The sequence below is a fragment of the Deltaproteobacteria bacterium GWA2_45_12 genome (genome assembly GCA_001797365.1).
GTDB lineage: Bacteria > UBA10199 > UBA10199 > UBA10199 > UBA10199 > UBA10199.
On sequence record MGPH01000052.1, the window covers coordinates 1 to 21,418 of the forward strand.

General features: G+C 46.9%; 22 protein-coding genes and 1 pseudogene. 11 read left to right on the forward strand and 12 right to left on the reverse strand.

Annotated elements, in window-relative coordinates:
- Positions 1-93: 93 nt before the first annotated feature.
- The gene (locus A2048_00225) at positions 94-909 is read right to left on the reverse strand and encodes a bis(5'-nucleosyl)-tetraphosphatase (symmetrical) (protein OGP08086.1); all 816 of its coding nucleotides are present in this window, start codon (positions 907-909) and stop codon (positions 94-96) included.
- Between the two features lie 180 nt (positions 910-1,089).
- Between A2048_00225 and A2048_00230 the strand changes: the two genes are divergently transcribed.
- The 4 genes from A2048_00230 (at position 1,090) to A2048_00245 (ending at position 4,043) form a co-directional block, all read left to right on the forward strand.
- Positions 1,090-1,581: a hypothetical protein gene (locus A2048_00230; protein ID OGP08087.1), complete on the forward strand. Its 492-nt coding sequence runs from the start codon at positions 1,090-1,092 to the stop codon at positions 1,579-1,581.
- A 391-nt stretch (positions 1,582-1,972) separates the two neighbouring features.
- Positions 1,973-2,410, forward strand: a complete 438-nt coding sequence (locus A2048_00235; GenBank protein OGP08088.1) for a hypothetical protein — start codon at positions 1,973-1,975, stop codon at positions 2,408-2,410.
- Positions 2,411-2,412: 2 nt separating this feature from the next.
- Entirely contained in the window at positions 2,413-3,747 is a 1,335-nt protein-coding gene (locus A2048_00240; protein ID OGP08089.1) for a methylenetetrahydrofolate--tRNA-(uracil(54)-C(5))-methyltransferase (FADH(2)-oxidizing) TrmFO, read from the forward strand.
- Positions 3,748-3,818: 71 nt separating this feature from the next.
- Positions 3,819-4,043 carry a hypothetical protein gene (locus A2048_00245; protein OGP08090.1) on the forward strand — a complete coding sequence of 75 codons (225 nt, stop codon included), beginning with the start codon at positions 3,819-3,821 and terminating at the stop codon, positions 4,041-4,043.
- Positions 4,044-4,178: 135 nt separating this feature from the next.
- On the opposite strand, the gene A2048_00250 is transcribed toward A2048_00245, so the two are convergent.
- Positions 4,179-4,370 (reverse strand): hypothetical protein, encoded by a 192-nt coding sequence (locus A2048_00250; protein OGP08091.1) that lies wholly within the window; start codon positions 4,368-4,370, stop codon positions 4,179-4,181.
- On the opposite strand from A2048_00250, the gene A2048_00255 reads away from it, so the two are divergent.
- Entirely contained in the window at positions 4,363-5,652 is a 1,290-nt protein-coding gene (locus A2048_00255; GenBank protein ID OGP08092.1) for a pyridine nucleotide-disulfide oxidoreductase, read from the forward strand. The two genes, A2048_00250 and A2048_00255, sit on opposite strands and share 8 nt — an antisense overlap.
- Positions 5,653-5,858: 206 nt before the next feature.
- On the opposite strand, the gene A2048_00260 is transcribed toward A2048_00255, so the two are convergent.
- Positions 5,859-6,977 (reverse strand): radical SAM protein, encoded by a 1,119-nt coding sequence (locus tag A2048_00260; protein ID OGP08093.1) that lies wholly within the window; start codon positions 6,975-6,977, stop codon positions 5,859-5,861.
- Positions 6,970-7,824 carry a phage antirepressor protein gene (locus A2048_00265; GenBank protein ID OGP08094.1) on the reverse strand — a complete coding sequence of 285 codons (855 nt, stop codon included), beginning with the start codon at positions 7,822-7,824 and terminating at the stop codon, positions 6,970-6,972. The genes A2048_00260 and A2048_00265 overlap by 8 nt, the downstream gene beginning before the upstream one ends.
- A gap of 525 nt (positions 7,825-8,349) precedes the next feature.
- On the opposite strand from A2048_00265, the gene A2048_00270 reads away from it, so the two are divergent.
- Complete coding sequence (locus tag A2048_00270) at positions 8,350-8,964, forward strand: repressor LexA (GenBank protein OGP08095.1); 615 nt, start codon at positions 8,350-8,352, stop codon at positions 8,962-8,964.
- A gap of 5 nt (positions 8,965-8,969) precedes the next feature.
- Positions 8,970-9,629: pseudogene (locus A2048_00275) on the forward strand (four helix bundle protein).
- Here A2048_00275 and A2048_00280 read toward each other — a convergent pair.
- A complete protein-coding gene (locus tag A2048_00280) occupies positions 9,573-10,484 on the reverse strand; it encodes a hypothetical protein (protein ID OGP08096.1) in 912 nt (303 codons plus the stop codon). The pseudogene A2048_00275 and the gene A2048_00280 overlap by 57 nt on opposite strands.
- A 251-nt stretch (positions 10,485-10,735) precedes the next feature.
- A complete protein-coding gene (locus A2048_00285; protein OGP08097.1) occupies positions 10,736-12,430 on the reverse strand; it encodes a hypothetical protein in 1,695 nt (564 codons plus the stop codon).
- Between the two features lie 67 nt (positions 12,431-12,497).
- Between A2048_00285 and A2048_00290 the strand changes: the two genes are divergently transcribed.
- The 4 genes from A2048_00290 to A2048_00305 all read left to right on the forward strand — a co-directional run bounded on the left by A2048_00290 (position 12,498) and on the right by A2048_00305 (position 14,637).
- Entirely contained in the window at positions 12,498-13,406 is a 909-nt protein-coding gene (locus tag A2048_00290) for a hypothetical protein (GenBank protein ID OGP08098.1), read from the forward strand.
- A gap of 40 nt (positions 13,407-13,446) precedes the next feature.
- Positions 13,447-14,100, forward strand: a complete 654-nt coding sequence (locus tag A2048_00295; GenBank protein ID OGP08099.1) for a hypothetical protein — start codon at positions 13,447-13,449, stop codon at positions 14,098-14,100.
- Positions 14,101-14,177: 77 nt separating this feature from the next.
- A complete protein-coding gene (locus tag A2048_00300) occupies positions 14,178-14,426 on the forward strand; it encodes an antitoxin HicB (protein ID OGP08159.1) in 249 nt (82 codons plus the stop codon).
- A gap of 1 nt (position 14,427) precedes the next feature.
- The gene (locus tag A2048_00305) at positions 14,428-14,637 is read left to right on the forward strand and encodes an addiction module toxin, HicA family (protein OGP08100.1); all 210 of its coding nucleotides are present in this window, start codon (positions 14,428-14,430) and stop codon (positions 14,635-14,637) included.
- A gap of 3 nt (positions 14,638-14,640) precedes the next feature.
- Here A2048_00305 and A2048_00310 read toward each other — a convergent pair whose 3' ends face one another.
- The 6 genes from A2048_00310 to A2048_00335 form a co-directional block, all read right to left on the reverse strand.
- Positions 14,641-15,390: an exodeoxyribonuclease III gene (locus A2048_00310; protein OGP08101.1), complete on the reverse strand. Its 750-nt coding sequence runs from the start codon at positions 15,388-15,390 to the stop codon at positions 14,641-14,643.
- Positions 15,387-16,070: a Rossman fold protein, TIGR00730 family gene (locus A2048_00315; GenBank protein ID OGP08102.1), complete on the reverse strand. Its 684-nt coding sequence runs from the start codon at positions 16,068-16,070 to the stop codon at positions 15,387-15,389. Before A2048_00315 ends, A2048_00310 begins: the two co-directional genes overlap by 4 nt.
- A 105-nt stretch (positions 16,071-16,175) precedes the next feature.
- Positions 16,176-16,691 carry a hypothetical protein gene (locus tag A2048_00320; protein OGP08103.1) on the reverse strand — a complete coding sequence of 172 codons (516 nt, stop codon included), beginning with the start codon at positions 16,689-16,691 and terminating at the stop codon, positions 16,176-16,178.
- On the reverse strand, positions 16,672-18,006 hold the full coding sequence (locus tag A2048_00325; GenBank protein ID OGP08104.1) for a hypothetical protein: 1,335 nt from the start codon (positions 18,004-18,006) through the stop codon (positions 16,672-16,674). Before A2048_00325 ends, A2048_00320 begins: the two co-directional genes overlap by 20 nt.
- 191 nt (positions 18,007-18,197) lie before the next feature.
- A complete protein-coding gene (locus tag A2048_00330) occupies positions 18,198-18,842 on the reverse strand; it encodes a hypothetical protein (protein ID OGP08105.1) in 645 nt (214 codons plus the stop codon).
- Between the two features lie 15 nt (positions 18,843-18,857).
- Entirely contained in the window at positions 18,858-20,393 is a 1,536-nt protein-coding gene (locus tag A2048_00335) for a hypothetical protein (GenBank protein OGP08160.1), read from the reverse strand.
- Positions 20,394-21,418: the final 1,025 nt, after the last annotated feature.

Genomic DNA, 21,418 nt, shown 5'->3' on the forward strand with positions numbered 1-21,418 from the left:
CCTACGGTTTTCAAACTTTCCCTTCCGAAGGTCCGCGGCAAGCCGCGGGGAATAAATTTAAATTTTTTCAAACTTTAGAAGGGATGGATGTTTCTAAGGGGCATCTTTTTGGGAAAAAGGGACTTGAAAAATCTGTTCGTCTTCAAGACAAAAAGCGGTGAGTTTGGTTCCCCATACACAACCTGAATCAACACATACAACATTATGCCCTTTATAAAATCCGATTGAGCCCCAGTGGCCGAAATAAAGGGTAACATCCGTATTTTTGCGGTTTGGAAGTTCAAACCAAGCTTGATAACTGGCAGGAATGCCACCCCGCGCCCCCTTGTATTTAAAATCCATCTGCCCTTGAGGGGTACAAATACGCAAGCGTGTCAGAACATCCATGATCACTTTGGATCGCATGGGATTTTTTAATAATGGATTCCAGATTTCATTTTTTTGGGTGTACAGCGATGCTAAAAATTCCTTGATGTATGGACCGCGCAATTGGTTTTCTACTTCCTTGGCCAAGCCAAGTGCTTCTTCTACTGTCCATTGGGGAAGTAAGCCGGAATGGACGAGCATTCTTTTATTTTCAGCATAGAGAAGGGGCCGGTGGGCCAGCCAATTGAGAAGTTTTTCCCCCTGGGGCGCTGATAAAATATCATCAAAAGTATCTTCGTCATTTTTATTCCTGACCCCATGGGCTACAGCAAGCAAATGGGCATCATGATTCCCCAGCACGCTGACAAGTAAATGATTGTTTTCATAACACCACTCCAAAACCTTTAGCGAGTGCCCCCCACGATTCACAAGATCCCCTGTGAGCCAGAGTTTGTCTTTAGAAGGATCAAAAGATATTTTTTTAAGGAGAGCCTGAAAGGTATAAAAACAACCCTGAATGTCACCGATAACGTAAGTAGCCATATTTTCCCCATCATCAAAGCGTTAAACAGCCAAAAAACCAAGAGACGAAAAGTGAGTGCTGTGCGATTTTTAGCGTTAAAAATAAACAAAAAATCTTAGCAACTTTCAAAAGCTTCTTGCGATAACAATTTCACTTTTGTAATTATGTAACTAGAAACAAAAATTTACTAGGAGATGATTATGACAAATACATCCATTCCAAATTTAACAATCGAAAATAGTACAGGTCAGTATTTTGTAGCTTACAAAAAAGGGGAAGAAGCCCAAACTTTAACATTCCACGGCACCGAAGTGGTGGAAGATTTTGATGGAGACGGAATAAAAGACAAAGTGGCCGTTTCCGGAACCAATCTTTTATTTTATAAAGGGCAAACTGCCCCAGGCTCAACGGCACTTTTTTCAACAAATGCGGTTGTTTTGTTTTCATCAAAACACCCCTTATACCTTGAAAAATCTAGAGCCACTGTTGACTCGGCCCTTGAAGATACTGTTAATCATTGTGTCGTCAAGCCCGACAGCGTCACGCTTTATTTTAGTGAGTTCGGGTTTGGTGATGAAATGCCAAAATCTGTAAACCCAGAGGACAAATCACCCAACCCTCAGATGGAAATTAAAGTAACCCGACATGCACTTGCTTTTACGTCCCCTGCCAAACCTTTGTGCCCTAAATAACCTACTTTTAGAAATCTTATCTCTTTTCAAATCTGTAGCCCCTTCAAAGGGGGCTACAGAGTGTTCCCCACGAAAATGAGCAACTCGGGGGTAAGCCCCCGAGTTTCATCCTGAGCGACCCTTCGACTCTCCACCTGCGGCGGATTGGTTGATCCATTTTTTTATTTCGGCCCCTTGGGGGCCGAGTTTGAGTCGAAGGATCAATCTGAAAATTCTGACCTTTGGACACATCTATAAAAGTCACCCCCGCCACGCTAATCTTCGGTACTCCGAGGATTTCTGAGGGCGGGGGCCCAGTATTGGATTCCCGCTCCCAGAACCCCGCGATGCGGGGTCACGTGGCGGGAATGACGATTTTATTTTTTATTGTAATAAATATGAGGGGAGATCATTGAAAATAAAGGTTACGCCCATTGTGTCCAAAGGTCAGGAAAATTGTGTTGAATTTTTTATGAGGGCGGGCTTATGCTTTGGCCCATCTAACAAAGGAGGATTTATGAAAAAATTCATTTTTATTTATTTGATCGCGTTTTCTCTGGTCTCGGCTTTTACCCTTAAAACCTCGTACGCCTGCGACGAACACAAAAAGGCGCGCTACCACGATTCCGAGGTGAATACCAAAATGGAAGAAAAATATGATGCCAATCACGACGGCCAAATAAGCGCCGGCGAACGTCGCAAAATGAAAGCGGCCATGAAGAAAAAACATGAAGACTGTGATTGCTGCGCCTGCAAAGAAAAACACGAAGGCAAAAAACATGACTGCAAAGGCGGGACATGCCCTTATCATAGCAATAAAGACGCCAAGCACGACCATAAAGGCCACTAAAATTGTCAGTTTCTCAAGTCACTATTGTTGGGGGCGGCTTAGCAGGGAGCGAAGCCGCCCTTCAATTAGCCAATCAGAATATTCCCGTCACACTTTATGAAATGCGCCCCATTGTCGCCACCGGGGCCCATACGTCGGAGAAATTGGCCGAGATTGTTTGCTCTAACTCATTGGGATCCCAGCTTCCCGATCGGGCTTCCGGTCTTTTGAAGGATGAGCTGAAGATACTTGGTTCCCAACTTTTAAAAATTGCGGAAGAAACCAAAGTCCCTGCCGGAAATGCTTTGGCCGTTGATCGAGAAGCATTTTCTGCCAAAGTTACCAAAAGCATTTCATGCCATCCTTTCATCAGGCTTATCCGAGAAGAAATAAAAAACATCCCGGCCGGACCCGTCATTATTGCCAGCGGCCCCCTTACTTCACAAAACTTGGCGTTAGACATTCAAAAATTTACAGGAAACGAGAATCTTTTTTTCTTTGATGCCATCGCTCCCATTGTGACGGCTGAATCGATTGATACAAATATCGCCTATCGGGCATCGCGCTACGATGAAAATGAAGGTGATTACATCAATTGCCCCTTCACCAAAGACCAATACGAAAATTTTGTTGCCGAATTACTCAAAGCCGAAAGAATCCCGCTTAAATCTTTTGAAGAATGCATTGCCCAAGGGGTGAAAGCCGGAGCCCATCATTTTTTTGAAGGATGTTTGCCGGTTGAAATTATTGCTTCGCGCGGAGAAAAATCGCTGGCCTTTGGCCCCATGCGGCCTGTGGGATTAAATGACCCCAAAACGGGTCAAAGGCCCTACGCCGTCGTCCAGTTGCGCCAAGACAATGTGGCTGGGACGCTTTTTAATTTGGTGGGGTTTCAAACCAATCTGAAAATTCACGAGCAGGAACGGATTTTTCGCATGATCCCCGGCCTGGCCAACGCTGAATTCGTCCGTTACGGACAAATGCACCGGAACACTTTTATTTCCTCACCCAAGGTTTTAAACCCGACACTTCAAGCCAGAAACCGAAACGATCTTTTCTTTGCCGGCCAAATCACCGGGGTTGAAGGCTACATGGGAAACATCGCCACAGGTCTTTTTGCCGGTTTAAACATGGCTCGCTTCATCAAGAGCCAAGCACTTCTTACTCTTCCCCCCACAACCATGTTGGGAGCCCTGTGCCACTACATCACCCATGCCGATTTAAAAAATTTTCAACCCATGAAGGCCAATTTTGGAATTTTGCCCCAAGATTCAAACATTGCCTCACTTCATAAAAAAGAAAGAGGAGCGGCTTATGCGGCAAGGGCGCTGGAGAAGTTAAAAAACGCCCTCGATTAATGCACCTGGCGAAGAGAACACCCGCCCATGGCCGGGTCTAGGGAATCAAGCGCGGCATCACTTTGAGCAACGTGTTGAGCAACGTGGATCGCGCTATTCACGCATTGAGAGGAGAAGACCCCGCTTATACCATTTCCGTCGCAAGCCCCTACGCCCCTTCACTTCCCGTGGACTACCAGTCAGCAGCCGATGCAACGAGTCTTCACAAACTGATCCAAGGTCTGGCTCCCAAAATCGATGAGGATGACTTGCTGGTTGTGTATGTGACTGGGCATGGCTGGGAAAATACGATTTAAAAACGGAAAAAAGCGAGACATCTCCTGGCTGGAAAGCATCGCAGGCGATTCAAGGGAAACTGACTGGATGAGAGCCCGTGCGGTGCAAATGCTCTCTGAAAATAGGAACGGGTACCAAACAGCCCAACTCACAAATTATTGGCCGAAAAAAAACATGGATCCCCCCCTGCCAGAGCCCTGGTTTTCAAAAATTTCAAATATTCCCAAAATAAAAGCTGAGTTGAGATAATTTTTAAAAAAATCCCCGGATTCATAAAACTGCAAATTGGGGAGACCATTTCCCTTTTGCTTTCTTACTTCAGCTGGTAAAACTCCTTTCATGGGCATGCATCATGTCATCATTATTGGAGGGGGTTTTGGCGGGCTGTATGCCGCCACAGCACTAAAAAAAGCGCCGGTTGAGGTCACTCTTATCGACCGGCGGAATTTCCACCTCTTCCAACCCCTTCTCTACCAAGTGGCCACGGGGGGCTTATCGCCGGCTAATATTGCAGCACCCTTACGTTCAGTGTTGCGCAACCAAAAAAATACAAAGGTCATTTTAGGGGAAGTGATCGATATCGATGCAGCCAACAAAAAAATAACCCTCACAGACAAGGCCCTTCCCTATGACACTCTTATTGTGGCCACCGGCTCCCATCATCATTACTTTGGGCATCCTGAATGGATGGGAAAAGCGCCGGGGCTTAAAACAATTGAGGATGCCCTGGAAATGAGGAAACGAATTTTGCTGGCCTATGAACAAGCTGAAAAAGAAACGGATGAATCAAAAAGAAAGGCCCATCTTACTTTTGTTGTCATAGGGGGTGGCCCCACCGGCGTTGAGCTTGCCGGGGCCTTGGCCGACATTGCACGGCAAATCCTTAAAAAAGATTTCAGAGCGATTCATGTCAAAGAGATTCGGATTATTTTGGTGGAAGGATTAGACAGAGTTCTTTTAACCTATCCAAAAGAATTATCGGAAAAAACCCGGCAGACCCTTGTTTCAATGGGAGTCGAAGTGCATACCGGCTGTTTTGTCACTGACATTCAGGATGAATACATTACGGTTTCCTCAAAAAAATCCACCCAAACAATTCCAACCCGTACCGTTTTGTGGGCTGCCGGCGTTCAAGCTTCATCCTTGGGAAAAACCTTGGCCCAAAAAACCGGCATCTCCACCGACAAGCAGGGACGCATTTTTGTGGAACCTGATTTAAGCTTAAAAAACCATCCGGAGATTTTTGTCATCGGGGATTTGGCCCATGCCAGGGATGAAACAGGCAACCCCCTCCCAGGCGTCGCCCCCGTGGCCATGCAACAGGGAAAATATGTCGCCGAATTGATCAAACAAGGCGTACAGGCACATGGCCATAAGCCGACACCGTTTCATTATCATGACAAAGGCAGCATGGCGACCATCGGAAAGGCCAAAGCCGTGGTCGATTTCAAGGGTTTACATTTCAGCGGCTTTTTTGCATGGCTGATATGGTTGTTTGTCCATCTGATGTACATTTTACAATTTGGGAACAAGATCTTGGTTCTTACGCAATGGATTTGGAATTACTTCACCCCTAGTCGGTCGGCACGATTGATTACAGGGAAAACGGAAAAGGATGAAAATCATTGATGAAACCCATCTCATAAATGGAGAGTAACCCTTCGACCAGCGCATAGCGGGGTCAGGGTCTCCTTTTTAATTGGACATGGTGAGCCCCGTTCCACACACGGGACCACCGCTACGCGGTGGTCGAACCATGACACGGTATTTATAAGGCCAATTCTAAAACAAATCCATTTGCCCCCCGTAAGCCGGGCGCCTAAAGGAGGCGGCACTTACTTCCACGTTCTCCCCTGTAAACCCCGCTTTTTTATCAATGGTATGCACCCCAGGGCAAGCCCTGGACCCAAGATTCCGTCCGCCTTAGGCGGACGGGGTTTTGACCCAGCAAGGCTCGTCCCCGAAGCCAACGAGCGTAGGGGATAAGCGAGCTTAAAAATATCCCTCACCTGCTCCGCCCAAAACCCCTGTCCGCGCATGCGGTCTCCAAACTGGGAACTGTTGAGCTTGCCACTGCGCAAAGATTGCAGACGATGAAGGACTTTGTCCTTACGGTCCGGAAAATATTTTTCCAGCCAATCCACAAACAAATCCTTGTTGGCATAGGGCAATCGGACGATCACATACCCGGCACGCATGGCCCCGGCAAACCTCGCTTCTTTAAGGATGGCAGGGATTTCCATGTCGTTGATTGCAGGAAGAATGGGCGCCACCATCACCCCCGTGGGGATTTTAGCGCAAGTGAGCTCACGCAGCGCTTCCAACCGGGCAGATGGCATCGAAGTCCGTGGCTCCATGATGCGCGTAAGCGCGGGGTCAAGTGAGGTGATGGAAATATTCACACATACAGCATCGTGCTCCGCCAATTTTTTAAAGAGATCGATATCTCGCGTGACCAAATGGTTTTTTGTAATGATGACTACCGGGTTTTTAAATTCAACCAAGACTTCCAGACATCGACGCGTGATTTCCAATTTACGCTCGATGGGTTGGTAACAATCGGTCACCCCACTCATCACAATCACCTGCGGCTTCCATTTTTTGGAGGAAAGTTCCTTAAAAAGCAACTTCGGTGCGTCCTTTTTAACCATGATCTTCGTTTCAAAATCCAATCCGCCGGAAAATCCCAAATATTCATGCGTTGGCCGCGCATAGCAATACACGCATCCATGCTCGCACCCGCGATAGGGATTAAGGCTCGTATCAAAACCAACATCCGGGCTGTCATTGTGGGAGAGGATGGATTTGGAACTGTCGAAATAAAGTTCCGTTTTCGGAGTGGGATCGTCCACCGTAATTTCGCTCAATTCCTTTTGAATATGAATTGTCTCGAATCGGTTGAATGGATTGAAATCACTTCCCCGCCCGCAATGCTGTTTTACCCCCTTAGACATTAAAATTGTTTTTCGTTTTTTCTTTGAGCCTCAAATAATTTTGTTTTGTCACAACACTCTGATTGGTTTGAGTCTCCAATTCTTTTCTGGCATTGCCCGCAACTCTACCCCCACGAACAGCCGCCGATTTATTCTGTTCAAAACCCTTGGCATCATCTTTTCGAGTAATTTCTGTTGTCGAGGCCTCACCCAACATCGTAAAAATAAGTTCAAGATCAGTCATGTGATCCCGAAGATTTTCACGTTTCAGACCTTTGAGATTTTTATATTCAGAGAGCGTCACACCAAATGTGGCTTTTGAAATCTCAGCGGTCAGAATGGCATATTTTTGATCCCCACCAACTTTTCGTTTTTTCCATTCATCGGTAAGCTCTTCGCGGATAGCAATCCCACGCACACGCTTTTCAATCCAGCTCTGAGGATACCCCTTAGCCTTGTACAAAGCCTTAGCCCTTTTAGATGCCAATTCGGGGTCTTCAATTTCTTGAACACGTTCATAGCCTACCTTGGCAAGCCAGCGTTTAAAGGGTTCCGCTTTGGGTGAAGGAACGGATTGAACAAGGCGAAACATGGTTTCCGTATCCGCCATGTCTGTAACACGCATTTTCCCATCAGCAGCAGGCATTTTCAAACCGTTACATTTTGTAACGGTTTCATTTGCGCCTTCACTTAAGAGTCTTTTTTTGAGAACTCTCCAATAAACCCCAGGATTAGAGCTATCTGTCAGGATGGCAATCACATCAACAACGGAGAAATACCACAGTTCCTTTTCATCATCCCAATAGCGGCGAATATTTTTGCCTTCAAAAACAACAATTTTATTACCTATTACCAATTCTTTTTTCATAAAGTTCCTTTAGTTTTTTTTATTTTCTTAAACTGCTCTGAATCCATGACAACCTCGATAGTAAGGATTGAGTGAGAGTTGATTGCGTTTGCTTCGTTTTTTTCCATGAAAAATATTCTGTTTCTGTGCGATTGGCTTTTTGGTGGTGACACATAGGACAAGACGCACGCAAATTTTCAAGCAGTGTGCACCCGCCTTTAGAAAGAGGAATGGCATGATCAATTTGGATGTTTCCTCCATGAAGGGTGACGCCGCAATAATGGCATTCGTGGTTGTAGAGAGCCAGTATCAGCCGCTTGAGCGGCTCGCTTACAGAAGAGCGGGAAGTGGGAATAAGATTTGTGTTTTTAGATGACATGGTTTGTTCTCCTTATAAAGTTTAAGTAGAACAAAAACTAGAACAAGTCAATAAGTTCTTGATATTTTGTTTGGCAGCTTATATAGTTTATTTGCCCTTCGACTTCGCTCCCCCCTCTATTTGGACATGGTGAGCCCCGTCGAACCATGGGCCCGATTTAATTATCTATGAAAAAACTTCACTCCACCCAGCAAGACCTTCTCAAACTCTTGCAAAAAAATGTTGAGGACCCACTTTCAGTCCGTGAACTGCAAGAACATCTGGGGATTTCATCACCAAGCGTCGTGCATCATCATATTCAGCAGCTGGAAAAAAAAGGTTTTTTAAGACGAAACCCCACCAACCCCAAAGATTACCAAATTCTCGCCGACTCGCCCGAAAAACAAATCACCTACATCAATCTTTACGGCCAGGCCCAGTGCGGCCCAAAGGGCTCCCTATTAGATTCCCACCCCATCGACCGCATTCCCATTGCCTCGCGGCTTCTGGGCTTTAAATCTTCCGAAGCCTTCATGGTCAAGGCCAAGGGCGATTCCATGACACCCAAAATCCAGCCCGGCGATTATGTCATCGTAAGAAAAACTCACGACGCCCACAATGGCGACATCATTGTATGTGTGAATAAAGGAGAAGTGCTGATTAAAAAAATCCAAAAAAGCCCAGGACAGGTCATTCTTTCTTCCCTGAATTCTGAGGCGTATCCTCCTTTTACTGCCAACCGTGATTTTAGGATTGAAGGAGTGGTGAAAGGGGTGATTTCTTATTCGATGGGGATGGGGTGATTTTTATGCGTAGCAGGATCAGCGAGCCATTGATTCCCAAACATGGTGGCTACCGAAACCTAAAAAGTTTTCAGGTATCCCAATTGATTTACGACGTGACCGTCCGTTTCTGCGACCGCTATATCAACAAGTAGAGTCGCACTCGTGACCAGATGGTACAAGCCGCACGATCAGGCGTGCAAAATATTGCCGAAGGGAGCCAAGCTTCAGGAACTTCCAAAAAAACAGAAATCAAACTCACCAACGTGGCACGGGCCAGTCTGGAAGAACTTCGTCTTGACTACGAGGATTTTCTGCGACAGCGGAGTCTGCCCTTGTGGGCCCATAATGACCCGCGTAGACAAAAACTTGTGAATGCACGTTGCACAACCGCCGATGAAGTGGCCAGATGGGTGAAACAGGAACGGGAACGTGGACTTTGTGGACAAGGTGGACTGGATGGACAAGGGCAGGAAACCAGCTATGCCGAATTGGTGGCCAACGCGGTACTGGTGTTATTGGCGGTTGCCTGCAGCCTACTCGACCGCCAAATTGCAACCCAGGCAAAAACATTTGAAATCGAAGGCGGTTTTACCGAACGCCTCTACCGTGTGCGCTCAAAAAAACGGTCATTGCACCCCATGTCCACTTGGTCCACTAAGTCCACTCCGTCCATTAAAGATTAAAAACTTTTTCACCACCTCCGCCAACTCTTCCGGCACTTCATGATGCACCATGTGCCCGCATCCAGAAAGTGCCACTCTCTTTGTTCCCTTGGGAAAAGCTTTCATGCGTCGGGTCATTTCTTTTTCAAAATTTTTTAAGCGGAAATATTGGTTCATTTCTGTTTGTTTGGCATGAATAAGCAAACACCGTGCCTTAATATTTTTCCAAAATTCAAAAAATAATTCTGTAGAAAAAGAATAAGGCTCCATGAGCTTATGCAGGGGATCCGCTGCAATAATGACGCCCTTCTTTGTTTGCCTCCCCAAATGCCTCGCTAAAAAAAGAGCTCGATCCTGTGGTAGATGTGTATTGGACTGTCGAAGCCGCTGAGCAAAATCGGCAAAACTATTGTGCATGCGAAATCTCTTGGTGCCAAACCCCTCCAGCCACCTTCTAACCCGTGCCGGAGCATTGGAAATTAGCTCATCCCGAAACCCAAATCCTTCCACATTGATAAGATGATCCATTTTTTCAGGATAGAGCCCTGCATAAATAGAAGTTACAGCCCCACCCAATGAATGCCCCAATAGATTTACTTTTTTATGCGGTGAAATTTTGTGAACAAGGGCATGAAGATCGGCCACATATTCAAAAAAGAAATACCCCAGCGGGTTTTTTCCATGCTCGCTCTTCCCATACCCGCGCATATCCGGGGCCACACAGTAAAAATCTTTTTCCAGATGACGGCATAAAAAATCAAAGCTGGCTCCCGTATCCAGCCAGCCATGCACAAGGACCAGGACGGGCTTTTTAGGGTTCCCCCAAAAATAAACTTTTTGTTTGAGGCCGTTGATGGGAATAAAACGTGACTTCATTTTTTATCCTTCGACAAAAACTCGGCCCCTTGGGGCCGAAATAAAATGACGGATAACCCTGAGCGATCCGCTATAGGCGGAGAGTCGAAGGGTCGCTCAGGATGAAACTCGGGGGCTTGCCCCCGAGTTCTTCATTTTAAATAACAGACACCTAAAAAACTCTCAATCGAATTGAGGATTTTTTAAATTCCATTTCTGCACATAAAAAATGGAACTTCCTCCAAAAATACGTTCATTAATGGAATTACTTCTTAAATTTTAATCCTCAAAGGGTGAATAGCGAACCTATTCATCCTTGCCCTGAGCACTCGAAGGAATTGGGTTCGAGGCCCGTGCAAAGCCATGGGGGATACATGCGGCAGGGGTACATGAACCGGATGCGTTGGCATCTTTGGGGCTTCTGGAGCAAGATCGCCATCAGCAAAGAAGACAACTTGTTCAGGCCCTGTTTGAATTGCAGAATGGAAACTCGCTAACCTATCAGCTGCTTTGTATCCAACCACCGATCTTTTCTCACGAAGCTCACCATCCCTTTCATGCGTGATCATCCGCTGAATGAAAGCGGTGTAAAAAACAGCATCGCCGACCAGGCGGATCTCGCGGTCGGTGGTTTTAACCCATCCGCGCTTAGCCAAGGCTTCCCATAGATTGCGGTATTCTTCCCGGACATCCATTCCAAACAATTCCTGATATTCGTGGATTCTGATGCGCATTTCCTGGAGCTGGTTTAACACATAAGCCAGTTTGACGTCGCAGTCGGTGAATCGAAAATAAGCGCGCAGGGGAAGACGACCTTGATCCAATTGGGCATAGTAAGTTTTCAAATCGTGGGGGGACAAATAAGAAAAACCGGGATGATCCCATGTTCCGGCACGTCGATGCACACCGGAATATCCAACAGCCCACCAATCAGAAAGGGCATCGTGCGTGGTATTCTCATAGGTGTAATGACTTCTCCCGTCATCTCTTTCAAAATCACTCATCGTCACCTGCCGGTATCCATTCGCAAGGAGAAAATCTCTCACACGGCGATACATCTCCAACCGCTCAAGGATCGAGGCACACTGACTGAGCAAGGGCTCCCGCGAAAATGCCGTCGCTTCTTTCACCTGATTGAGCGGGTAAACCGTCATGTGGAGCACGCCCCACACCACCAATTGTGCAACGTCATTGAAAAGATCCTCAAGGGTTTGCGTGGGCCAACCGTAAATGAGATCCACACTGTGGTCCAAACCCAAATCACGGGCATGCTGTATCGCAAGCTCAACTCCCTTCTTCGTCTGCGTGCTCCGGCCGCTCAACCGAATAAGCTCCTCCTTCAAAACCTGGGCGCCAATGCTGACGCGGTTCACGCCGGCTTCTTTCAGTGCCTCCATTTTTTCCCTGTCCTTGTACAAATAAGGAATCCCTTCAAAAGTCACCTCCACGCCTTCGACAGGAGGAAACCTTCCCAAAATGGTTCTCACGAAACCATAGGCCTCTTCGCCATTTAATAAATTGGGCGTCCCTCCCCCAAAATAAATGGCGCCCACATCAAGCGGTAATCTTAAATGAGGCGCTTGAAATTCCATCTCGCGCTCCACGGCCCTTAAATAGCGTGCAAACGCGTGGGCTTTCGGTTCCCCCATGGCCTCCAAACTCGCATCGACGTGAGGAAAAAGACAAAAACCACAGCTGCCCGGATTTGTGGGAATGCAGAAGGGAAAACTTGCATAGACAGTGGTGGGCGGATTTAAGAAAAACCGATCGCGGATGGCATTCTGCTCGTCCAGCAAACTTTCCACGGTGGTGGGGTCCCCGTCCCCCACCAGTTGAAAATGATGGGACCCCGGGTGGTTGAACTGGACAAGATTGCCCGGATTGACTGCCAGATTCGCGGCAATGAAGGCCTCGATTTCATGGGGAGTACTTTGTGTGCTGATGGATCGGGGTGTTCCGGTGGACATGACTTAGCCTTATCGCCCCTCCAATAATTTGTTTCATCGATATTACTTATAATGTATTATTTGTTCTATGAATTTAAGTACGATCGATCTAAACCTGTTGGTGGCCTTTGAGGCGATTTATGCGGAGAGGAACATCTCGCGGGCGGCGGAGAAGATGGGCTTGAGCCAGCCTGCGATGAGCGGGGCTTTGGCGAGATTGAAAGATGTTTATAAGGATGAGCTCTTCGTGCGCTCCTCCAAGGGAATGATCCCCACGCATAAGGCGGAAAAGCTCATCGAGGGAGTAAAGAAGGCGCTTACGCATGTGCGGGATTCGCTTGCGGAAGAGACCCCGTTTGACCCACAGGAATGCCGCGAAACCTTTCGCCTGGCCATGTCGGATTGGCTGGCCCTGCATCTGCTTCCGAAGATCAGCCTATGGCTAAGGCGAGAAGCGCCTGGGATGAACCTCATCATCTCGCACCTATCCCCACCGAAAATGCACGAAGCCCTCATGGTGGGTGAACTGGATTTGGGAATCAGCGGCCAACCCCATCGTGGGAGCGGCACGTACCGGCAAAAATTATATACGGAGCATTACCAGTGCGTTGTGTGGAAGGGGCATCCGAAAATCAAAAAAATCTTGAGCCTCAAAGATTATGTGGCCCATCCCCATGTCCTTTTTTCTCCAGAAGGCAAGGGCTCCGGCGCGGTAGACAAGGCTTTAGCTAAAAAGGGGCTCACTAGACGGGTGACCCTAAGGGTGGCGTATTCCGTAATCATCCCCGTCGTCATCCGGAATACGGACTTGATTGCAACCATCCCCGCTCCTATTGCAAGGCTGTTTTCAGACACGATGGACATCCTTATGTTCCCGCCACCCATTTCCCTTCCAGGTCATGACATGGTCCAGTATTGGAACAAAGAGAATCATACAAATCCGGCACATCGCTGGTTTAGGAACGGATTGGCTCAATTATGCAGAAAATTTTCGTAACGGTTGCCAAAAAATTTCATTCCATTTAAAAAGGATTGTCATGCAAAAAACCCTCACCGTTTACTTCGATTTCATCAGTCCGTATGTTTATTTCGCATGGGAGCCCCTGCTCTCCCTTCTCCAAAAACACAAAGTGGATTTAAATTTAAAACCAGTCCTGTTCGCTGGTCTGCTCAACGCCCATGGGAGCAAAGGACCTGCAGAAATTCCTGCTAAACGGACGTATGTACTCACCGAAACCTTGCGCTTGGGAATGATTCACGGCAAAAAAATAAAAAGCCCACCGACGCATCCCTTCAATCCACTGCCTTTGCTTCGATTATGTGAGGCGGTTGAAAACGCTCAAGATAAGTTGAAGCTCGCCATCGCCTTGTCCACAGCGTGTTGGGAAGAAGGATTGGATTTGAGTTGCGAAGAAACCCTTGTGGAGGTTGCTAATCGTGTCGGCTTGGATGGGAAAGAACTCATGCTCAAAACTCAGGCCCCAGCCATCAAAGAAAAAATCAAAAAGAATACAGAAGAAGCCTTAAGTAAGGGCGCTTTTGGTGTACCAAGTTTTATCGTGGATAACCAAATCTTCTGGGGACATGACCGGATCGGTCATGTGGATCGGTATCTGCAAGGGAAATTAAATGTGGAGAATGCCCTTCTCAACGATATTCTTGCTCGTCCTCGCGGAGCGGATAGGAAATAAAGATAGGAAGCATTACCTTGCAAAAAAAGATTCAGCTGATAATATTCAATTTAATGAAAAGAAGAAAAAAAATAGAAATTGGAGAAGTCCTTGTCTCCGTTCAAATCGAGCGGCTTGAGTCAGGGGATTATTTGGCTACAAGCCAAGAACTTCCCGATCTTTTAGCTCAAGGTAGAACCATTGCTGAGACCCTTGAAATAGCCCAGGATGTTTTGCGTAAGCTGATCGATTCCTATCTTGAACACGGAGACCCTCTTCCCAAATGTCTGAAAAGACCTAGGCAAAAATCCACAATCATTCAAATTCCCGTCAGTGTGACGTTCTAACATGACCGCTTCAGAGCTTATACGCAAATTAAAGAAGGCTGGATTCATCTTCGATAGACAAGCCAAGGGAAGCCATGAAATCTGGTACAATCCCGAAACAAAAAAGAGAACAATCGTACCCAATCATAGTGGACGTGAGTTACCAAAGGGAACATTACGAGCCATCATTCGCCAGATGGGAATAACTCCCCACCAATTTGACGAACTATAAACCCTACTTAATAATAACCCCCACCGGACAATGGTCGGAACCCATGACATGGGGATAAATGTGGGCGTCTTTAAGGATCGATTTTAAATCCTGGGAGAGGCAAAAATAATCGATGCGCCATCCAACGTTTTTACTACGCGCCTGAAACATATAACTCCACCAAGTGTAATGGCCCGGATCCTGGTTGAAGTATCGGAAGGAGTCGATGAAGCCAGCATTGACAATATTATCAAAGCCTCCCCGTTCTTGTTCGGTGAATCCTGCATTCCCATAATTAGATTTGTAGTTTTTAAGATCAATTTCCTTATGGGCCACATTTAAATCGCCGCAAAAAATGACGGGCTTTTTTTCTTCCAATTTTTTCACATATTTTAAAAAGTCCGCATCCCATTTCATCCTGTATTTAAGACGCGTCAATTCCCGTTGCGCGTTTGGAGTATAAACATTCACCAGATAATAATTCTTGAATTCGAGAGTGATCACACGCCCCTCGGTGTCATGTTCAGGCAGGCCTAAACCGTAGGTAACAGATAAGGGCTCCACTTTGGTAAAAATGGCCGTTCCCGAATAACCTTTTTTTTCGGCAGAGTTCCAAAAATGTTGGTAGTGGGAAAGAATTTTATCGACCTGATCCGGATGGGCCTTTGTTTCTTGAAGGCAGAGGATGTCGGGATCTTCCCGATCAACGTATTGCAAAAACCCCTTCCCCAACACCGAGCGGATCCCATTAACATTCCATGAAATGAACTTCATCGATTAAGCCGTTTATGGGATTTTTTGATGATTTGCAAAACTTCTTTTGGGTCATCGGTTAATTTTAAAAATCGGAGATCGGATGAATGGACATATCCGGCTTTAACCACCGATTCCTGGATCCATTTCACCATCCCCCCCCAATATTTTTTCCCCACTAAAACCACGGGAAAAGGGTCGGATTTTTCAGTCTGAATAAGGGTGAGAGCTTCAAACAATTCATCCATGGTCCCAAAACCACCGGGCATGATGACAAACGCCGAGGCATATTTGACAAACATGACTTTACGGACAAAGAAATAATTGAAATCGATATGAACATCCAGATAACGGTTGGCAAACTGTTCCTCGGGTATTTTGATGTTTAACCCCACCGACTTACCGCGGCCTTCTTTGGCCCCTTTATTGGCCGCTTCCATCAAACCAGGCCCACCGCCTGTAATCACAGAATATCCGGCATTGGAAATAACCTTGGCCGTTTCATAGGTAAGTTTGTAATGGGCGCTGGTGGGAAGGGCTCGGGCCGACCCCCACATGGTGACTGCCGGCTCGATGTGCTTGAGGGTTTCAAAGGCATCGACGAATTCCGACATGATCCGAAACACGCGCCAGGTTTCCTTGGCACCAAAGGTTTCATCGGGCCTAAGTTCCGGCGCCCGCTTCCGGTCTTTCGTTTTCATTTAAATATTGTACCTTCACCGGGCCCGGGCGGCAAATGTTCGTTTTGAGAGGATTTAGAAAAAAACGCCCGTTATGGAAACGGATGTTTTTGACTTGAAAATGTCTTATCGAAGGGCTTCGACAGGATTGGCGCAAGTAATAATCGCCTTTAACATATCTGGTCGGGCTCTTGGATCCCGGCGTGGGAAATTATCGGCATCAAAATCTTCGGGGATGTCATGTACATCCTTCCAGTTGCCGTTTTCCCAAACCGGAATTGCGGAAGCCCAACAAGATTGACCCTTGCTGGAATAAAAATGAAGGTCCGAAACTTGGATGTCGCCAGCGTTACACTTCAAATTCGAAAGGATATCGTTGTAATGGTCCGGATCGGCATCTATCCAACACCAAGTTCCGGCAGCATCCTGGAAGGATTTCCCCGCCACTTTATCGACGACGAAGTAAACGGGACTCTGCCTTGGGTTGATTACGGCTCTTACTGCTACAGGATCTATTCCTGCCGCGTGAAGCGAAAGGATGAGGCCGATAACCCCACTGAATGTAAATAATGTTTTTTTCATTTTATTCTCCTTTTTTAGGTTAGTGTTTTCTCCTGAAATTCTAATGGTACGAACAAGCATTGGAGATCTCATGCTGCGCAAGACGTACAATGAGGTCATCTAAATTTTGAACAATAAAATCCTCCGGACTCACATGATAATCACTTCCTCCGCTACCCTCTGGGCTTCCATTCCCTTCAGTAATGAAGGTGAAATTGCCCAGAGTGAATTGAGCTAATTGTCTGAATTGAAATTCGGCCATTGGATCGCTTCCCCCGCTGGCTATTGGATAGAAAGTCACCCCCATCACCATCGCATCAAGCATGGCCTGATCATAGGTGTAGGCTTCATTCTCGTAATAATGTGCAGGGGCATCTGCAATGATGAAAACCAGGCGAGTCGCTCTTTCCTTTCTCCAATCAAGGCGACGCATGGCTTCAAAAAGGGCTTTGTTCATCGATTCTGGCATGTCCCCTCCGCCTCCAGCTTGTAGGCGGTTTATGGCCCTTTGAAAGGCCTCAACTTCATGTGTGAAATTCACCGAATGAGTCACATACTCATCCCCAATATCCCGATAGTCAACTAGGGCCAGTCGAAGGTGAGGCCTTGCATCATCCAATGAAATCCGCGTTGCAATTGAGCTGACGGTCTCTTTAATGCGGTCAATCTCCTCACCCATGGAACCCGTGGTATCAATTAAAAAAGCCACATCAACCGAACAAGAGGTAGGGGGAGGCTGTTGGCCATTAAGCATAAGATCCGCTGATTGAACGGTGGCAGCAAATTCGATTTCACCTCTATGGTCGCCATGACTCCCTTTGGCCGTAAAAACATCGGCCTGGACACCATAAGCAAGGGGATAAAAGGCCACGCGGCCGTCGGAATGGGACCTTGCGGTGGTGATCAATTCGTCATTGCGGTAGAATTCCACATAAGCATCGGATACGGATTTATGGTTTTCATCAACCACTTTAATGATGTGCCTTTGCTGCACTTCAAGCCAATGAACCATTAAATCTCCCCCAAAGGCTTCAAGTGCCGCTTCAGAATATTCCAAAAAATCACTGAAATTCTCGTTATCGTCTATCTCACCGCCTTCTAGCCCATCCTGGCCGGCCCCCATGCCTGCGTGATTAGCCATCCCGGGGCCATCCATGACTTCCTCGTAACTTCCATAGTCACTTTCATCCCCTCTGGTTTCGCGGGCGTGGGGGTCCCGAAACCAATGTTCCTCCAGGCCTTCCTTAGATTCCCATTCCGTCACAGTCCCCCCGGGCCACTCATCTGAAAGGGGTAATTGTTGTTCCTTAACGCCTAAGGATGAAGAACCACAGGAAATAAGCGCGAAGCAGAATGATAGAACAATAAAACACTCATATTTTCTTTTGGTTTGCATAATTTCTCCTTGTTTTCCTGATACCCTTCCCCCTACTACCTAAAACTAAAGCAAACCCCGGGCCAAATAGGGCCCCATGGTGTAACGCTCTGGGTTCTTTGGTTTTTTACGGAGGTGCGGATGAGAAGAATGGAAATGTGTAATTTAAAATTTACACTTAAGGGCCTCAATAGTGTAAATATAAATTTACACTACTCGTCATTATCGAGAATGGTGATCGTGGTGGTTGCGCGGCGTGCGCCTTGTTGGGCGTAGAAGGTATAGGTCCCGGGCGTCACGTCGGCATGGATATAAACACCAAAGCTTATTGATCCATTCAGCTTAGGCATCATTTGATCGCTTAAAAAAGGACCTTCATGGCCAAGAACAGGGGGACCCACCAAAGGAGCTTTACCCCAAAAACGTGCGGGAAATAGAACACCAACCGACACGGGACTGCCCGTCCTAAAAGCCTCTGGGAGACTGTGAATTAAGGTTGCTGCCGTATCTTCAGGGCAAGACTCCTCTTGGGGGTTGCATTTTTTAACCTCGGGATCATCAGGAAATAATTCTGGCACACCTTGATCCACAGCGGGCTCATCCCCATCCCCAGGAGGAGGAACATCCTCCCTATCATTGGGGCTAACAATGGGAGGCGTATCCGTGGCGTTGTTGCCGCAAGAAACGAAAAACCCTACGAGTGAAAAGAAAATTAAAATGAGGAAGAATAATTTTTGCATTTTATATTCCCCCTCCCTTGAGGGGAGGGGGTGAGGGGAAGGGTGATCACTGGGCCACCCTCTCCCTGGCCCTCCCCCCTCAAGGGGGAGGGAACGTTCCGTGTAAGGGCGATTCATGAATCGCCCCTACAATCAACTTTGCAACTCTTGGGCCATAATACCCAGTTTTTTTATCTTTTGATATAAGGCCACGCGCGAAATGCCCAACCGCTTGGCCGCTTTCACCTTATTGCCGGCCGAACGCCTCACAGCTTCCAGTATCGCCTCCTTCTCATAAAGGTTGCGGCCCTCGCGGATAAGACCCCCGGATGTAGGGACAATCCTAGGATTTTCCCTACCAACAGAATCCGAAAGATGGGCTGGCAGGATTTCCTTTTCACCAAAGCTTAGGGCTCGCTCCAATTCATTGCGTAATTCACGGATATTTCCTGGCCAATCGTAGTCAGTAAGTAGGCGCATCGCACCGGCGGTCACCTTGATTTTTTTGGCGCCCGCCATCTCGTCTAAAAGAAAGCGGACGAGCGATGGGATATCCCCCCTTCTCTCACGCAAAGGGGGCAAGGGAATCATCACGCCATTTAACCGATAATACAAATCCTCACGGAAAGATTTTTTACGGCACAGTTCCTTTAAATCCTGATGCGTGGCAGACACAATGCGAACATCAACACTTATTTTCTGATGGCTGCCCACCTTTCTTATCTCCCGCGATTCCAAGACACGGAGCAACTTAGGCTGAAGTTCCAAAGGCATATCGCCAATCTCATCCAAAAAAAGAGTTCCCCCATGCGCCAATTCAAAGAGCCCCTTCTTGTCACGTTCCGCCCCCGTGAAGGCCCCACGCACATGGCCAAAGAGCTCACTCTCCAATAGCTGTCCTGGAATGGCCGAGCAATTGATGGCCACAAATTCCGCATTTTTTCGCGGGCTATTGAAGTGCAGAGCCCGCGCGATCAACTCTTTACCCGTTCCCGACTCGCCCGTGATGAGAACGGAAATGGAGCCCTCGGTAACCCGGTCTAAGACTTCGAAGACCCTTTGCATGGCGGGGGAGACACCGATGATCTTGTCATAGGCGTATTTTCTCTCGAGAACACGCAAGCCATGGGAGATTTTCTCTTGCGCCTCCGTAAGCTCCACCTCCTTGTGCGCAAGGAGTTGGGAGAGCTGCTCGTTGAGCTTTTCAATTTTGTCGGTTTTCCTATGATTTTCTTCGTAAAGCCGGGCGTTCTCTAAAGCGAGGGCGGCTTGATCGGCAAAAGCAGAAAGGATTTCAAGCGTATCCTGTGTGAAAAGCCCCTTTTGAAAGCGGTTCTCCACATAGATCGCGCCGATGACACGCCCTTTGTTGGTTAAGGGCACGCAAAGGAGGGATTTGAGTTTCAAGCCCTGGATGCTTTGGGAAGATTGGAGCCGTGGATCGCTGGCGGCATCGGTGGTGAGAAGGGGCTTACCTGCCTCTAGCACTTTTTTCACGATGGTGCGGCTTACTTTGTACGTTGGCTTTTCAATGGTCTCCTGATCAAGGTTGCGGGCCACGTTGATCTTAAAAGAGGCTTCTTTCTTATGCGGGGAGAGAATGAGAAAACCCCGCTCGGCACCGGCAATTTCAATCACCGTATCCATGATGAATTCGAGCAAGCGCGGCACTTCATGCTCTGTGACCATCTTTTGGTTGACTTGAAGCAATTTTTTAAAATTGGCAATTTTCACAGGATCCTCCTCATGGGTGTGGGATTTTAAATGCAGGATTTTCTTCCACAACGGGACATGGACCAAATCTTTTCTGAAATCGAAAGGGATTTTCTGCTCTCTTTGCAAGAACAACTCACAAGCACGGTTTACTAACGAAAAAAGGGAAGTCTGATCAGATTTTTTTTGCACCGCCAAAATGGCGATCCACAATTCTTCAGGCAGAGCATCGGAGGTAGTTTTGCACACGCCTTTTTCCAATTGTTCCCATAGCTTTTTGAGATGGGGTCTCCATGCCCATCTCTGAGCTTCTTCCTTATTTTCACCAAACACAGCCAACCAAAAAAGATTATTGCGTGCCAATTCCGCCTCTCGTTTTAATTTTTTATCTTCAAAAAGTGTGAGGGCCTTTCTGTAAAAATTTGAAGCGGAACCTGGAGCTTCCTCCAGTTGAGCCAAATCCCCTTGAATCAAATGAGCATATCCAATGAGGTAGGGCGCTTTGATTTTTTCAGCTATTTTAAAAGATTCCTCCACCAAAGGCTTTGCCGCTTTGGAAGAACCAAAACCAATGTAGAGATTAGCGAGATTATTAAGTAGCGTAGCAATGAGATAGGGATGTTTTAAGTTACGTGCGATCGTCAAGCTCCGTTCATAGTAATCAAGGGCTCCTTCAAGATTTTCCTGATACTGGGATAAGGCCCCTTGATTTAAAAGGAGTGAAACATACGACGGGGTTTTATTTAGATTTTTGAGGATATTCTCACTTTTTGAAAAATGTTTTTTCGCCTCATCCAAAGATCCACCGGCATAAGCATTCATCCCCAAATAATTATAAATGTCCCCTTTTTGCAGGGAAGTCTTGGCCTGCTTTAACGCCGTATAAAAATATTTCCCAGCATCCGCCCGCTTCCCTTGATAATAGTGTGCCAAACCATGGGCGATAGATAAATCAGCATCGGCTTGAGGTAGGGAAGAGACAAATTGATAATCTCCTTTTT

What these genes read in the sequence shown, in the direction of transcription:
- A2048_00225 (OGP08086.1), bottom strand. Translation starts at nt 909, where the DNA reads ATGGCTACTTACGTTATCGGTGACATTCAGGGTTGTTTTTATACCTTT.
- A2048_00230 (OGP08087.1), top strand. Translation starts at nt 1,090, where the DNA reads ATGACAAATACATCCATTCCAAATTTAACAATCGAAAATAGTACAGGT.
- A2048_00255 (OGP08092.1), top strand. Translation starts at nt 4,363, where the DNA reads ATGGGCATGCATCATGTCATCATTATTGGAGGGGGTTTTGGCGGGCTG.
- A2048_00250 (OGP08091.1), bottom strand. Translation starts at nt 4,370, where the DNA reads ATGCCCATGAAAGGAGTTTTACCAGCTGAAGTAAGAAAGCAAAAGGGA.
- A2048_00260 (OGP08093.1), bottom strand. Translation starts at nt 6,977, where the DNA reads ATGTCTAAGGGGGTAAAACAGCATTGCGGGCGGGGAAGTGATTTCAAT.
- A2048_00265 (OGP08094.1), bottom strand. Translation starts at nt 7,824, where the DNA reads ATGAAAAAAGAATTGGTAATAGGTAATAAAATTGTTGTTTTTGAAGGC.
- A2048_00270 (OGP08095.1), top strand. Translation starts at nt 8,350, where the DNA reads ATGAAAAAACTTCACTCCACCCAGCAAGACCTTCTCAAACTCTTGCAA.
- A2048_00280 (OGP08096.1), bottom strand. Translation starts at nt 10,484, where the DNA reads ATGAAGTCACGTTTTATTCCCATCAACGGCCTCAAACAAAAAGTTTAT.
- A2048_00285 (OGP08097.1), bottom strand. Translation starts at nt 12,430, where the DNA reads ATGTCCACCGGAACACCCCGATCCATCAGCACACAAAGTACTCCCCAT.
- A2048_00290 (OGP08098.1), top strand. Translation starts at nt 12,498, where the DNA reads ATGAATTTAAGTACGATCGATCTAAACCTGTTGGTGGCCTTTGAGGCG.
- A2048_00295 (OGP08099.1), top strand. Translation starts at nt 13,447, where the DNA reads ATGCAAAAAACCCTCACCGTTTACTTCGATTTCATCAGTCCGTATGTT.
- A2048_00305 (OGP08100.1), top strand. Translation starts at nt 14,428, where the DNA reads ATGACCGCTTCAGAGCTTATACGCAAATTAAAGAAGGCTGGATTCATC.
- A2048_00310 (OGP08101.1), bottom strand. Translation starts at nt 15,390, where the DNA reads ATGAAGTTCATTTCATGGAATGTTAATGGGATCCGCTCGGTGTTGGGG.
- A2048_00315 (OGP08102.1), bottom strand. Translation starts at nt 16,070, where the DNA reads ATGAAAACGAAAGACCGGAAGCGGGCGCCGGAACTTAGGCCCGATGAA.
- A2048_00320 (OGP08103.1), bottom strand. Translation starts at nt 16,691, where the DNA reads ATGCTTGTTCGTACCATTAGAATTTCAGGAGAAAACACTAACCTAAAA.
- A2048_00325 (OGP08104.1), bottom strand. Translation starts at nt 18,006, where the DNA reads ATGCAAACCAAAAGAAAATATGAGTGTTTTATTGTTCTATCATTCTGC.
- A2048_00330 (OGP08105.1), bottom strand. Translation starts at nt 18,842, where the DNA reads ATGAATCGCCCTTACACGGAACGTTCCCTCCCCCTTGAGGGGGGAGGG.
- A2048_00335 (OGP08160.1), bottom strand. Translation starts at nt 20,393, where the DNA reads ATGGTCACAGAGCATGAAGTGCCGCGCTTGCTCGAATTCATCATGGAT.